This is a genomic window from Enterobacter cloacae complex sp. SYL003 (assembly GCF_049236925.1).
GTDB classification, from domain to species: Bacteria; Pseudomonadota; Gammaproteobacteria; order Enterobacterales; family Enterobacteriaceae; genus Enterobacter; species Enterobacter intestinihominis.
Genome location: NZ_JBMKJK010000001.1, coordinates 289,594 through 303,023 on the forward strand (window position 1 = coordinate 289,594; position 13,430 = coordinate 303,023).

Here is a 13,430-nt window from a genome sequence, read left to right on the forward strand (position 1 = left end):
TTAAAAGGGATCAATTTAACGGTTGAACGGTCAAAGCGTTATCTGCCAGCTGCAGACGAGCCGCTTTGCCATAAAATTCGGCTGGGATTTTATCGCTCAGCCAATATTCACCTGCGATAGACACCAGTTCTGCCGTCAGGTGAGTACAAAAAATTTGTGCTTCTCGATCGCCGCTGGCGCCCGCAAGCGCACGCCCACGCATCATACCGTAAACGTGAATATTGCCGTCTGCAATCAGTTCTGCGCCCGCACTGACGTGGCTTGTAACAATCAGATCACAGTTTGGCGCATAAATGCGCTGACCGGAACGAACCGGCAGATCAATCAATCGCGTTTTTGTGACTGGGGCTACATTTTGCGCCGGAGGCGGGGGAGCGGGAACGGTTGCAGGCGTTGCACGCGGGGCTTTTTCTTTGCCCTCGTTTAACAAGGGCAAACCCGCGCGTTCAATTTCGGCTTTTAACTCTGCGTCTTTGCAGCCGCTAATACCCACGATGCGCAACCCCGTGGAGACGACGGCCTGCTGGAGTCGCTTCCAGTTAACCGGCCCCTCAAGGTCGCTTACATTGACGACAACAGGAGCATGCTTAAGAAAAGCGGGAGCCTGCGCGATTTTGTCTTCTAACGCCTGACGAATAACCTCGGGTTTTGCATCATGCAAATGAACCACTGATAAGGTGAAGCTACTGCCTTTAAGCTCGATGGGCGTATTTGACATCCTGGCCTTACTCAATTTGCTATTAACCGCAACACATCGCCGCGATATTCCGAAGAGTATCAGGCATGTTATAGTCAGGAGTATATTGAGGCAAGCAACCACCCATTAATTCAGAGTAAAAACATGTTTTGTGTGATCTACAGAAGTACCAGCCGCGACCAGACCTACCTTTATGTCGAAAAGAAAGACGATTTTTCCCGCGTGCCTGAGGAATTAATGAAAAGCTTTGGCCGACCGCAACTGGCGATGCTGCTGCCGCTGGACGGCCGTAAGAAGCTGGTGAACGCCGATCTGGAGAAAGTCAAAAAGGCGTTAACCGAGCAGGGCTATTATTTACAGCTTCCGCCGCCACCGGAGAATTTATTAAAACAGCATCTTGAGGTGAGCGGAAAGAAATAAGCCCGGGTCACTCCGGGAACAACTCATCAACCGATTAGGGGTCGACCATGTATCAACATCATAACTGGCAAGGTGCATTACTGGATTATCCCGTCAGCAAAGTGATCTGCGTGGGCAGCAACTATGCAAAACATATTCAGGAGATGGGCAGCGCCGTGCCGGATGAGCCGGTTCTGTTTATTAAGCCAGAAACCGCACTGTGCGATATTCGCCAGCCGCTGGTTCTGCCGCAGGGGCTGGGCTCGGTGCATCATGAAGTGGAGCTGGCGGTGCTGATCGGCGCGACGCTGCGCCAGGCGACCGAAGAGCATGTAGAGAAAGCGATTGCGGGTTACGGTGTCGCGCTCGACCTGACCCTGCGCGACGTCCAGAGCAAAATGAAGAAAGCGGGGCAGCCGTGGGAAAAAGCCAAGGGCTTTGACAATTCATGCCCGATTTCCGGTTTCGTTCCGGTGAGTGAATTTACCGACGATCCGCAGAATACGCCCCTCAGCCTGAAGGTCAACGGCGAGATCCGCCAGCAGGGGACGACCGCTGACATGATCCATAAGATCGTTCCGCTGATTGCCTACATGAGCCGCTTCTTCACCCTGAAACCCGGCGACGTGATCCTTACCGGCACTCCGGAAGGTGTGGGGCCGCTGCACAGTGGCGACGAGCTGGACGTCAGTTTTAACGGCCTGTCGCTGAAAACCCGCGTGCTGTAAAAGCACCTTGCCGCCTGAAAAGGGCGGCAAAACTTGCATCAACGTGCCAGACTCGTTATAAGGTGCGCTCTATTTTGACGTGTGGACATCCCGATGAACGACATTCCTTTCTGGCAAAGCAAAACTCTCGACGACATGACCGACGCGGAGTGGGAATCGTTGTGTGACGGCTGTGGGCAGTGCTGCCTGCATAAGCTGATGGATGAAGATTCGGATGAGATCTATTTCACCAACGTAGCCTGCAAGCAGTTAAACATCAAAACCTGCCAGTGCCGCAACTACGAGCGCCGTTTCGACTATGAGCCGGACTGCATCAAGTTAACCCGTGAAAATCTGCCGACCTTTGAGTGGCTGCCGCATACCTGCGCGTATCGCCTGCTGGCGGAAGGTAAAGATCTGCCCACATGGCATCCGCTGTTGACGGGGTCGAAAGCGGCGATGCACGGCGAGCGTATTTCCGTGCGCCACATTGCGGTGAAAGAGTCCGAGGTGCAGGACTGGGAAGACCACATTATGAATCACCCTAATCGGTGATAATAAAAAACCCGCCGAGGCGGGTTTTTTATTGTGCGCAATTTTGTCGGGTGGCGCTGCGCTTACCCGACCTACAAAACTGACGTTGCCGTTTTGCTTTTACCTTCCAAAAAGATCGCGTTTCTTTGGCTTGAACGGCTGGGCAATCAGCACCAGCAGCGCTACCACGAAGTAGGCGACAAAAATGCCCACCAGCCACTGCGGCATCTCCAGCGTCAGAAACTCCCACTGGCGTACAGAGCAGTCACCGGAGGCCACAAACACCTGCGGCAGCCATTTATCCAGCGGCAGCCAGCTCGGGAAGCGGGCGGCAAAGTCGCAGGTCATAAACGGCGACGGGTGAAGCTGCATCTGGGTGTGCTCCCAGGCAAGCGTAATCCCTTTCCCGGCGCTGTACAGCCAGATGGCAATTGCGGCATAGCGTAACGGTGTTTTAGGTGCAATCGCACCTACCAGACCTGCGCCCATAATGCCGAACAGCGCACAACGCTCATAAATACACAGGACGCAAGGTTTCAGCCCCATCACATGCTGAAACCACAGCGCGACCATTTCCAGCGCAAAGGCGGTCAGGGCCATCAACAACCATGCTCCGCGACCGCGTGAGCACTGGTTCAAAAATCGCAACATAATCATTTCCCTGGAACATGCTTAGACAGCGCAGTGTAAACGAATTTTAATGCGCCGCAAGTATACCTGCTTGCAACAACCATTGCGTACAGGGAACGAGAGTAATTTTGATGCACAGCAAACCAACAAGGGTAAGCACCAGCGTGTACGGCAGCGCCATCCAGACCATTCTTCCATAAGAAAGTCGTATGAGTGGCGCCAGCGCCGAGGTCAGCAGGAAGAGGAAGGCCGCCTGACCGTTCGGGGTTGCCACGGAGGGGAGGTTGGTTCCAGTGTTGATCGCCACCGCCAGCAGCTCGAACTGTTCACTGCTGACAATCCCTTGCTCCATCGCGGCTTTGGCCTCATTGATGTATACCGTCCCGACAAAGACGTTATCGGATATAGAAGACAACAGACCGTTAAACAAATAGAACAGCGTTAGCTGCGAATCTGGCGTGGCCTGAAGCACAAACGCGATGATTGGCGCGAACAGATGTTGGTCAATAATCACCGCCACGACGGCGAAAAACACCGCCAGCAGGGCGGTAAACGGCAGCGCTTCGGTAAAGGCTTTTCCGATAGCATGTTCGTCCGTGACGCCGCTCAGGCTGGTTGCAAGAATAATTACCGACAGACCAATCAGCCCCACCTCGGCAAGGTGGAAGGCCAGCGCAGCGATAAGCCACACGCCGATGATGCCCTGTGCAATCAGGCGCAGCGTCTCCTGGCGCGTGCGTTGTTTGCGGCTCTGCTCGTCAAACTTATGCAGCTCCTGACGGACCTGATCGGGCAACTTCGCGCCATACCCAAAAAGGTTGAATTTTTCGACCAGCACGCAGGTCGCTAAGCCGCAGATCAGAACGGGCACGCTGACCGGCGCCATGCGCAGGAAAAATTCGCCAAAATGCCACTCAGCCGCTTTGGCGATAATCAGGTTTTGCGGCTCTCCAACCATTGTCATCACGCCGCCCAGCGCCGTCCCCACGCCCGCATGCATCATCAGGCTGCGCAGAAACGCGCGGAACTGCTCGAGCACATCGCGGTTGTGCGCCTCAACGTGGCTGTCGTCCTGCAAGTTATCGCCAGGACGAGACGAGGCGACCCGGTGGTAAATACCGTAAAAGCCGACGGCGACGCTGATCACCACCGCCACAACCGTCAGCGCATCCAGGAAGGCAGAGAGGAAAGCCGCGGCGAGGCAAAACGCCAGCGAGAGCAGCGTTTTCGACGGAATGCTCAGCAGCAGACGGGTGAAGATAAACAGCAGAAGCTGCTTCATAAAGTAGATCCCCGCCACCATGAAGATCAGCAGTAGCAGGACTTCAAGATTCGACGCAATCTCGTTTTTAACATGCTCCGCGCTGGTCATTCCAATGATCACGGCTTCCAGCGCCAGCAGCCCGCCGGGCAACAGCGGATAGCACTTCAATGCCATCGCCAGGGTAAAGATAAACTCGGCGACCAACATCCACCCGGCAACGAAGGGATCCAGCAAAAAGATAACGGGATTAACGACCAGGAATACCAGTAGAGTGAGTTTGTACCAGTCAGGTGACTGACCTAAAAAGTTGCGCCACAGCGCGCGCCCAAATGAAATTTCCACGACAGACGTCCTTTCCCCGTCAAATAAGACAAGACATCAGTATACGCAAAAACGGCGGCGGAGAGGGGGATAAAGCCATTTTGTAAATTTCATAAAAATGAAACGGCGATCCCTCTTTTCTGTCTCTGCTGCGCTATCTGCCTCTGCGCGCCTCTGGTATGATGAGTGCAATTTGCTAAAGCTGTGTAATGGAAATCTCACTATGGTCATTAAGGCGCAGAGCCCGGCGGGTTTCGCGGAAGAGTACATCATTGAAAGCATCTGGAATAATCGTTTCCCTGCGGGATCAATTCTACCTGCTGAACGCGAACTCTCTGAACTGATTGGCGTCACCCGTACCACGCTGCGAGAAGTGCTCCAGCGTCTGGCGCGCGATGGCTGGTTGACGATACAGCATGGCAAACCCACTAAAGTGAATAACTTCTGGGAAACGTCCGGGCTGAATATTCTGGAAACGCTGGCGCGTCTCGATCACGAAAGCGTACCGCAGCTGATTGACAATCTGCTTTCGGTGCGCACCAACATCGCTACCATTTTCATCCGCACCGCGTTTCGTCAGCATCCTGAAGATGCGCTGAAGGTGCTTGCCACCGCCAATGAGGTGGAAGACCACGCGGACGCCTTTGCGACCCTCGACTACAACGTGTTCCGCGGTCTGGCGTTTGCTTCCGGCAATCCGGTTTACGGTCTGATCCTGAATGGAATGAAAGGATTATATACACGCATTGGTCGTCACTACTTTGCCAACCCTGAAGCCCGCAGCCTGGCGCTCGGCTTCTACCATAAACTGAGCAAGCTCTGCACCGAAGGGCTGCACGATCAGGTCTATGAAACGGTGCGTCGTTATGGCCACGACTCCGGTGAAATCTGGCACCGAATGCAGAAAACCCTGCCGGGTGATTTAGCGATTCAGAGTCGCTGAAATAAAAAACCTCTCGATTGAGAGGTTTTTTTCGCCCGGTGGCGCTTCGCTTACCGGGCCTACAAAACCCGTAGGCCGGGTAAGGCGTAGCCGCCACCCGGCTAAAACGCACTACAGCGTATTCAACCGCGCCGGACACCGCTCCAGCAGCTCCACGCTGCCATCTTCATTCTGCTGCTCCAGCGACACGTCAAATCCCCACAGGCGATGCACATGCTTCAGCACTTCCTTACGCCCCTTATCCAGCGGTGCGCGGTTGTGAGGGATATAGCGCAGCGTCAAAGAGCGGTCACCGCGCAGATCCACATTCCAGACCTGAATGTTCGGTTCAAGATTGCTCAGGTTGTACTGAGACGACAGGCGCGAGCGGATCTCACGATAGCCCTCTTCGTTGTGGATCGCAGAGATCTCCAGGTAGTTGTTGCGGTCATCATCCAGTACGGTGAAGAAGCGGAAATCACGCATGATCTTCGGCGACATGAACTGGCTGATAAAGCTCTCATCCTTAAAATCACGCATCGCGAAGTGCAGCGTTTCCAGCCAGTCAGAACCGGCAATATCCGGGAACCAGTATTTGTCCTCTTCGGTGGGCGACTGGCAGATACGCTTGATATCCTGGAACATGGCAAAGCCGAGTGCGTACGGGTTAATGCCGCTGTACCACGGGCTGTTATACGCTGGCTGGAATACCACGTTGGTGTGGCTGTGCAGAAACTCCATCATAAACCGCTCGGTGACTTTTCCTTCGTCATACAGGTGGTTAAGAATGGTGTAGTGCCAGAAGGTCGCCCAGCCTTCGTTCATCACCTGGGTCTGCTTCTGAGGATAGAAATACTGGCTCACCTTGCGCACGATGCGCAAGATCTCACGCTGCCACGGCTCCAGCAATGGGGCGTTCTTCTCCATAAAGTAGAGCAGGTTTTCCTGCGGCTCGGAAGGGAAACGACGCGCCTCGGCGACGGTTTTCTCCTCCTCACGTTTCGGCAGGGTGCGCCACAGCATATTCACCTGGCTTTGCAGATACTCCTCGCGGCTCTTCTGCCGGGCTTTCTCTTCCTGCAATGAGATCTTCTGCGGACGCTTATAGCGGTCAACGCCGTAATTCATCAGCGCGTGGCAGGAGTCCAGTAGCTTCTCTACCTCGTCCACGCCGTAGCGCTCTTCGCAGTCGGTAATGTATTTGCGGGCGAAGATCAGGTAATCGACGATGGAGCTGGCGTCCGTCCAGCTGCGGAACAGATAGTTATTTTTGAAGAACGAGTTATGTCCATAGCAGGCGTGCGCCATCACCAGCGCCTGCATGGTAATGGTGTTCTCCTCCATCAGATAGGCAATACACGGGTTAGAGTTAATAACGATTTCATACGCCAGCCCCTGCTGTCCGTGCTTATACAGTCGCTCCGTTTCAATGAATTTTTTACCAAACGACCAGTGCGGATAGTTAATCGGCATCCCGACGCTGGAGTAAGCGTCCATCATCTGTTCCGAGGTGATGACTTCAATCTGATGGGGATAGGTGTCCAGACGATAGAGTTTGGCCACCCGGTCGATCTCCGCCAGGTAGACATCCAGCAACTCGAAGGTCCAGTCGGGTCCATCGCTCAGACGGGTGCTGTCCCTTGACATGGAATCTAGTGTAGCCATTAGCGCGCCCTCGTTGTTGGTCGCTCTCTCTGACTGGAGAGCCTCCTTTCAAGCATAGATCACCCCATTCAAATACGCGGGGCGCAGAAATTTTTTCTTTGCGATTTCCCGTTTTCGATACGGCAAAAAAAGCGGTGCTCGCAGAATTTTCTACTGGTTAAAAATAACGCGCAGCAGGAGATCCCAAATAAGCGCTATCCCCTGATACAGCGGGATATGTGAGTTGAGTCACCATAAAAAAGTCATATGTTGAATAATATTTTCAGCTAGGTTATCAATCTGTAATTAGATGATTGTTCTTTTGCTCATAATGGAGTGGCTATGCGTGTTGTCATACTGGGAAGTGGTGTCGTTGGCGTAACCAGCGCCTGGTATTTAAGTCAGGCGGGACATGAGGTTACCGTTATCGATCGCGAATCCGGTCCGGCGCTGGAAACCAGTGCGGCGAATGCGGGGCAGATCTCCCCGGGCTACGCTGCGCCGTGGGCGGCCCCGGGCGTTCCGCTGAAGGCGATCAAATGGATGTTTCAGCGACATGCGCCGCTGGCGATAAGCCTTGACGGCACACAGTTCCAGCTTAAGTGGATGTGGCAGATGCTGCGCAACTGCGATACCCGCCACTACATGGAAAACAAAGGGCGCATGGTGCGCCTCGCAGAATACAGCCGCGATTGCCTGAAAGCGCTGCGTTCCTCAACGGGGATCGAATATGAAGGGCGCCAGGGCGGCACACTTCAGCTGTTCCGTACCGCGCAACAGTACGAAAACGCGACCCGCGATATCGCCGTGCTTGAAGATGCGGGCGTACCCTATCAGCTGCTGGAAGCCAGCCAACTTGCCCAGGTGGAGCCAGCACTTGCCGAGGTCGCGCACAAGCTGACGGGCGGCCTGCGTTTACCGAACGATGAAACTGGCGACTGCCAGCTTTTCACCCAGCGTCTGGCGCGCATGTGTGAGCAGGCCGGGGTGAAATTCCGCTTCAACACCTCTGTCGACAAGCTGCTGTCGGAAGGGGAGAAGATTTACGGCGTGAAGTGTGGAGAAGAGGTCATCAAAGCCGATGCTTACGTGATGGCGTTCGGATCCTATTCTACCGCGATGCTGAAAGGGATCCTGGATATCCCGGTCTATCCGCTGAAAGGCTACTCCCTGACCATTCCCGTGAAAGAGGACAGCGGCGCGCCAGTATCAACCATTCTTGATGAAACCTACAAAATCGCCATCACCCGTTTCGATAACCGGATCCGCGTCGGCGGCATGGCGGAAATCGTGGGCTTCAATACCGAACTGCTCAAACCACGTCGTGAAACGCTGGAGATGGTCGTCGGCGATCTCTTCCCGCGCGGCGGTTTCATTGAGCAGGCGACGTTCTGGACCGGCCTGCGTCCAATGACCCCGGACGGCACGCCGATTGTGGGCCGTACGCCTTACAAAAATCTGTGGACAAATACCGGCCACGGTACGCTTGGCTGGACCATGGCCTGCGGTTCGGGCCAGCTGCTTAGCGACCTGATTTCAGGGCGGACGCCGGCAATTCCGTTTGACGATTTGAGCGCCGCACGCTATCAATCAGGGTTTACCCCCTCGCGTCCACAACACCTGCACGGCGCGCATAATTAAGGAGTCGTCATGTCCCGTCCCATTCTGGCCCAGCTGGATTTGCAGGCGCTGAAGGATAACCTGCAAATTGTTCGTCGTGCTGCGCCGGGTTCTCGTGTCTGGTCGGTGGTGAAAGCCAACGCCTACGGTCATGGTATCGACCGTATCTGGAGTGCGCTCGGCGCTACCGACGGTTTTGCCTTGCTGAATCTGGAAGAGGCCATCCTGCTGCGTGAGCGCGGCTGGAAAGGACCGATCCTGCTGCTGGAAGGATTCTTCCATGCGCAAGATCTGCCTCTGCTGGATAAGTACCGCCTGACGACCAGCGTTCACAGTAACTGGCAGATCAAGGCCATTCAGGACGCGAAGCTGCATGCCCCGCTGGATATCTATCTCAAAGTGAACAGCGGTATGAATCGTCTGGGCTTCCAGCCTGAACGTGTGCACACGGTCTGGCAGCAGCTTCGTGCGCTGAAAAACGTCGGTGAGATGACGCTGATGGCGCATTTTGCCGATGCGGAAAAGCCGGACGGCATTGCCGATGCTATGGTCCGCATTGAGCAGGCGGCAGAAGGGCTGGACTGTCCGCGCTCGCTGTCGAACTCAGCGGCAACGCTCTGGCATCCCGAGGCGCATTACAACTGGGTGCGCCCGGGGATCGTTCTGTACGGCGCGTCACCCTCAGGTCAGTGGCAGGATATCGCCAACAGCGGCCTGAAGCCGGTGATGACGTTACGAAGCGAAATTATCGGCGTGCAAACCCTGAAAGCGGGCGATACGGTGGGCTATGGCAGCCGCTATCGGGCAGCGGGCGAACAGCGTATCGGTATCGTGGCGGGGGGCTATGCAGATGGTTATCCGCGCATCGCCCCGAGCGGCACGCCGGTGTGGGTCGATGGCGTGCGTACGGGCACGGTAGGCACCGTCTCAATGGACATGTTGGCTATTGATTTGACGCCATGTCCTCAGGCGGGGATCGGCTCACCGGTTGAGCTGTGGGGCAACGAGGTTAAAATTGATGATGTGGCCGCTGCGGCGGGCACTGTCGGGTATGAACTGATGTGCGCGCTGGCGTCAAGAGTGCCTGTTGTGACGGTGTAACATGTGTGTGCCGAGTGGCGGCTTCGCCTTACCCGGCCTACAAAAGCCCGAACGTAGGCCGGGTAAGCGTTAGCGCCACCCGGCAAAAAAGCAGCTACTCCTCCTCCTCCTCCATCGGCCTTACGCCGACTTTGCGCACCGCGTTATCCTCTTTCTCGGCCACCGTCCAGACCATCCCGGCAAACTCCACCTGGTCACCGACGACCGGTGCAGCCCCTAATAATTGCTGAATAATCTCGCCCAGTGTTTGCTGGTTATCGCGATTCTCCAGTCCTCCCTCCAGGCCATAAATCAGCGCCACATCCGCAAAGCGGGCGCTGGCTTCGAGGATAAAATCGCCGAAGAAACGCTGATCCAGCGCCACCGGGGGCGACTGGCTGAACAGCTTGCCAAGGGCAGGCAGGTCGCGCTCGCGGCCAATCACGCAGAGGATATCGTTCTCTCGCAGCCGCGTGCTGCCGGTCGGGTGAAGCAGGGCGTTATCCCGGAACAGGGCGGCAATTCGCGTTTCAGCGGGCATATGCAGATCGCGTAACGAAGCACCCACGCACCACTTATCGGCGCTTAACTGATAGACAAACTGTTCCCACGGGTTGTCTGGGTGAATATCCAGCCCCACGCGTGAGACCGGCCAGCCAACGGGCGGTACCACCACTTTGGCTTTTTTCGCCGCCCAGCCCAGCGACGTCCCCTGGAACAGCAGCGATACCAGCACCACGAAGAAGGCGACGTTGAAGAACAGACGAGCGTTGTCTAGTCCGGCCATCATCGGGAAAACCGCCAGGATAATCGGCACCGCGCCGCGCAGCCCCACCCAACTGATAAATATCCGCTCACGCAGGTTAAACCCGCGGAACGGCAGCAGCCCGGCAAACACCGACAGCGGACGGGCGATGAAGATCATCCAGGCCGACAAAAGCAGCGCTGGCACGACGATAGGCAGCAGGTCGGAAGGCGTCACCAGCAGGCCCAGCACCAGGAACATGGCGATCTGTGCCAGCCAGGCCAGCCCGTCAAAGTTTTGCAGTATCGCATAACGGTTACGAATCGGTCGGTTGCCCAGCAGGAATCCACAGAGGTAAACCGCCAGAATACCGCTGCCGTCCAGCGCGGTGGTGACGGCAAAGATCAGGATCCCGCCGCTCAGGGCCAGCAGCGGGTAAAGGCCGGAAGGCAGCGTAATACGGTTGATTGTCTGCTGTAACAGGTAACCGCCGCCGAGACCAATGATAATCCCGAGGCCAAACTGCTGGAGGATGTGCCAGGCGAACATCCAGCTCAGGCCAGTTTCGTGCTGCTGGATCATCTCAATCAGGGTGATGGTCAGGAACACCGCCATCGGATCGTTGCTGCCGGATTCAATCTCAAGCGTGGAGCCAACGCGCTCGTTCAGCCCCTTGCCGCCGAGCAGCGAGAACACCGCCGCCGCATCGGTAGAGCCGACAATCGCGCCAATAAGCAGGCCTTCCATCATATCGAGGTTAAACAGCCAGGCTGCCATCATACCGGTCAGGCCGGAGGTGATTAGCACGCCGACGGTAGCCAGAGACAGCGCCGGGCCTAAGGCAACGCGAAACGAACTTGCCTGGGTGCGCATGCCGCCGTCCAGCAAGATCACCGCCAGCGCGAGGTTACTTACCATATAGGCGAAAGGGTAATTATCGAAGGGGATACCGCCGATTCCGTCAACCCCCGCCAGCATGCCGATAGCCAGGAAAATGACAAGAATAGGTATGCCAAGGCGCGATGAAAATGAACTTAATAAAATGCTGAAGGTTACCAGGATGGAACCCAGAATGAAAAGACTGATTATCGCTGTGGCACTCAATGTCGTCTTACTCCCACCTCAATGTGAACGCTGTTATTAAAACCCTAACATATTAACAACTGTATCTGCGTTTTATTGAGGGGGAATAACGGCTTTTTTATGCCTTTAAGACCGGATGACCGCTGATTGTTAACCGACTGCCTGAATTACCGTGTGCAAGGTGCGCCCGGGCACCCAGTGGCAAGGTAACGGTTTGCTGCTCATGGCCGAAATTCAGACCGGCGATCACCGGAATATCCAGCCGGGAACGAATGAAATCGACCATCGTCTCCAGCGTGTAGCCCGCGTCGTAATCGTTGGGGGCTGACCCGCTGAAACTGCCCAGCACAATGGCCGACTGCCGATCCAGGATCCCGGCGTGATAAAGCTGTAACAGCATGCGTTCGACGCGGAACGGGTGTTCGTTGATATCTTCCAGCACCAGAATGCCGTCCTCGATCTGCGGCAGCCACGGTGTACCAATCAGCGACACCAGCATCGCGAGGTTTCCGCCCCACAGCTGCCCTTCACATTCCCAGTGTGGTCCGTTGCCTTGCCACTCGACGGTAAACGTCGGATTTTGCAGGGCGCGCCAGAAATGGTCCTGCGTAAACGCATCCAGCTCCGGCGCACCAAAGTTGCCGGCCAGCATCGGGCCGCTAAAGGTAATGACGTTATGCAACGCCAGCAGGCCGAGCTGGATCGCCGTGAAATCGCTGTGTCCGCAGATTAACAGCGGATCCTGCTGCTGGCGTGCGGCCAGCCCGGCCCAGTCGATGCTCTCCAGCAGTCGGCTTGCGCCATAGCCGCCGCGCACGGCCAGCACAATAGTGTTTTCACCTTCCAGCGTCGCCAGGCTGTTGATATCGTTCAGTCTCTGCGCCTCCGTACCGGCAAAACGCTGCATGCGGCGGGGGATAATTGTCTGATTTTCTACCTGATGGCCCATTTCCAGCAGGCGCTGAACGCCCCGCTGTGCCGCCTCCTGGTTGATGCAGTAGCCCGACGGTGCAATGAGATGAAACTGAGGCATGGCAATTCCTTGCTGAATGAGAATCTAATTGTCTATATCATGCCGCTTATACGCCGCCTGCTTCAAGGGGCGACGTACCGCGATGACCGGCTATAAGGATAGATGACGTGAAATTGAGATGGTTTGCTTTTTTGATTGTGTTGCTCGCTGGCTGTAGTTCAAAACATGATTATAAAAATCCCCCCTGGAATCCTGAAGTCCCGGTAAAGCGGGCCATGCAGTGGATGCCGATCAGCGAACAAGCCGGGAAGGCCTGGGGCGTGAGCCCGCGCCTGATCACCGCGATCATCGCCGTGGAGTCCGGCGGTAACCCGACGCTGGTGAGTAAATCGAATGCGGTGGGGCTGATGCAGTTAAAAGCCTCTACGGCGGGAAGAGAGGTCTATCGCTACATGGGCTGGAAGGGACAGCCATCCACCAGCGAGCTGAAAAACCCGGAACGTAATATCTCTATGGGAACCGCTTACCTGAGCATCCTGGAGCATGGCATTCTGAAGGGGATTGACGATCCGGAAGTGATGCAATATGCGCTGGTGGTGTCGTACGTTAACGGAGCTGGCGCGCTGCTCCGAACCTTCTCATCCGATCGCAAAGAGGCGATAGAAGAGATTAACGATATGGATAAAGATGAATTCTTCGAACACGTTGTGAAGAATCATCCGTCAGCACAGGCTCCACGTTATATCTGGAAAGTACAGAAAGCAATGGACGCCATGTAACGTCTTTGTCGGGCGGCAGCACGCTGCCCGAC

At 55.7% G+C, this 13,430-nt stretch carries 12 protein-coding genes and 1 pseudogene; 7 read left to right on the plus strand and 6 right to left on the minus strand.

All coding sequences use genetic code 11. The features are described from left to right. Window positions 1-10: 10 nt before the first annotated feature. On the minus strand, window positions 11-718 hold the full coding sequence (gene minC, locus ACOT1A_RS01375) for a septum site-determining protein MinC (RefSeq protein WP_015570311.1): 708 nt from the start codon (window positions 716-718) through the stop codon (window positions 11-13). Between the two features lie 123 nt (window positions 719-841). On the opposite strand from minC, the gene ACOT1A_RS01380 reads away from it, so the two are divergent. The 3 genes from ACOT1A_RS01380 (at window position 842) to ACOT1A_RS01390 (ending at window position 2,358) form a co-directional block, all read left to right on the plus strand. Then, window positions 842-1,117 (plus strand): YcgL domain-containing protein, encoded by a 276-nt coding sequence (locus ACOT1A_RS01380; protein WP_006810982.1) that lies wholly within the window; start codon window positions 842-844, stop codon window positions 1,115-1,117. Between the two features lie 47 nt (window positions 1,118-1,164). After that, complete coding sequence (locus ACOT1A_RS01385) at window positions 1,165-1,824, plus strand: fumarylacetoacetate hydrolase family protein (protein ID WP_022648433.1); 660 nt, start codon at window positions 1,165-1,167, stop codon at window positions 1,822-1,824. 93 nt (window positions 1,825-1,917) lie between these two features. Further along, complete coding sequence (locus tag ACOT1A_RS01390; RefSeq protein WP_022648432.1) at window positions 1,918-2,358, plus strand: YcgN family cysteine cluster protein; 441 nt, start codon at window positions 1,918-1,920, stop codon at window positions 2,356-2,358. A 99-nt stretch (window positions 2,359-2,457) separates the two neighbouring features. Here ACOT1A_RS01390 and dsbB read toward each other — a convergent pair whose 3' ends face one another. Both dsbB and nhaB read right to left on the minus strand, forming a co-directional pair. Further along, window positions 2,458-2,988 carry a disulfide bond formation protein DsbB gene (dsbB, locus tag ACOT1A_RS01395; RefSeq protein ID WP_276169809.1) on the minus strand — a complete coding sequence of 177 codons (531 nt, stop codon included), beginning with the start codon at window positions 2,986-2,988 and terminating at the stop codon, window positions 2,458-2,460. 46 nt (window positions 2,989-3,034) lie between these two features. Next, on the minus strand, window positions 3,035-4,573 hold the full coding sequence (gene nhaB, locus ACOT1A_RS01400; RefSeq protein ID WP_023306467.1) for a Na(+)/H(+) antiporter NhaB: 1,539 nt from the start codon (window positions 4,571-4,573) through the stop codon (window positions 3,035-3,037). Window positions 4,574-4,775: 202 nt separating this feature from the next. Here nhaB and fadR point away from each other — a divergent pair, with 202 nt between their 5' ends. Next, entirely contained in the window at window positions 4,776-5,495 is a 720-nt protein-coding gene (fadR, locus tag ACOT1A_RS01405) for a fatty acid metabolism transcriptional regulator FadR (protein WP_015570315.1), read from the plus strand. Window positions 5,496-5,606: 111 nt separating this feature from the next. Here fadR and ACOT1A_RS01410 read toward each other — a convergent pair whose 3' ends face one another. After that, entirely contained in the window at window positions 5,607-7,139 is a 1,533-nt protein-coding gene (locus ACOT1A_RS01410; RefSeq protein ID WP_276169808.1) for a SpoVR family protein, read from the minus strand. Between the two features lie 321 nt (window positions 7,140-7,460). Between ACOT1A_RS01410 and ACOT1A_RS01415 the strand changes: the two genes are divergently transcribed. Both ACOT1A_RS01415 and dadX read left to right on the plus strand, forming a co-directional pair. After that, the gene (locus tag ACOT1A_RS01415; protein WP_022648428.1) at window positions 7,461-8,759 is read left to right on the plus strand and encodes a D-amino acid dehydrogenase; all 1,299 of its coding nucleotides are present in this window, start codon (window positions 7,461-7,463) and stop codon (window positions 8,757-8,759) included. Between the two features lie 9 nt (window positions 8,760-8,768). Then, window positions 8,769-9,839, plus strand: a complete 1,071-nt coding sequence (gene dadX / locus ACOT1A_RS01420) for a catabolic alanine racemase DadX (RefSeq protein ID WP_022648427.1) — start codon at window positions 8,769-8,771, stop codon at window positions 9,837-9,839. Window positions 9,840-9,999: 160 nt separating this feature from the next. Here dadX and ACOT1A_RS01425 read toward each other — a convergent pair. Both ACOT1A_RS01425 and ldcA read right to left on the minus strand, forming a co-directional pair. Next, window positions 10,000-11,667 (minus strand): annotated as a pseudogene (locus ACOT1A_RS01425) (potassium/proton antiporter); the annotation flags it as partial. Between the two features lie 97 nt (window positions 11,668-11,764). Then, window positions 11,765-12,679, minus strand: coding sequence for a muramoyltetrapeptide carboxypeptidase (gene ldcA, locus ACOT1A_RS01430; RefSeq protein ID WP_155018968.1), 915 nt, complete (start codon window positions 12,677-12,679; stop codon window positions 11,765-11,767). A 107-nt stretch (window positions 12,680-12,786) separates the two neighbouring features. On the opposite strand from ldcA, the gene emtA reads away from it, so the two are divergent. After that, the gene (gene emtA, locus ACOT1A_RS01435; protein ID WP_022648424.1) at window positions 12,787-13,398 is read left to right on the plus strand and encodes a membrane-bound lytic murein transglycosylase EmtA; all 612 of its coding nucleotides are present in this window, start codon (window positions 12,787-12,789) and stop codon (window positions 13,396-13,398) included. Window positions 13,399-13,430: the final 32 nt, after the last annotated feature.

Bases quoted from the DNA above. Each gene is read 5' to 3' on its own strand.
- minC (WP_015570311.1), bottom strand. From the start codon at position 718: ATGTCAAATACGCCCATCGAGCTTAAAGGCAGTAGCTTCACCTTATCA.
- ACOT1A_RS01380 (WP_006810982.1), top strand. From the start codon at position 842: ATGTTTTGTGTGATCTACAGAAGTACCAGCCGCGACCAGACCTACCTT.
- ACOT1A_RS01385 (WP_022648433.1), top strand. From the start codon at position 1,165: ATGTATCAACATCATAACTGGCAAGGTGCATTACTGGATTATCCCGTC.
- ACOT1A_RS01390 (WP_022648432.1), top strand. From the start codon at position 1,918: ATGAACGACATTCCTTTCTGGCAAAGCAAAACTCTCGACGACATGACC.
- dsbB (WP_276169809.1), bottom strand. From the start codon at position 2,988: ATGTTGCGATTTTTGAACCAGTGCTCACGCGGTCGCGGAGCATGGTTG.
- fadR (WP_015570315.1), top strand. From the start codon at position 4,776: ATGGTCATTAAGGCGCAGAGCCCGGCGGGTTTCGCGGAAGAGTACATC.
- ACOT1A_RS01410 (WP_276169808.1), bottom strand. From the start codon at position 7,139: ATGGCTACACTAGATTCCATGTCAAGGGACAGCACCCGTCTGAGCGAT.
- ACOT1A_RS01415 (WP_022648428.1), top strand. From the start codon at position 7,461: ATGCGTGTTGTCATACTGGGAAGTGGTGTCGTTGGCGTAACCAGCGCC.
- dadX (WP_022648427.1), top strand. From the start codon at position 8,769: ATGTCCCGTCCCATTCTGGCCCAGCTGGATTTGCAGGCGCTGAAGGAT.
- ldcA (WP_155018968.1), bottom strand. From the start codon at position 12,679: ATGCCTCAGTTTCATCTCATTGCACCGTCGGGCTACTGCATCAACCAG.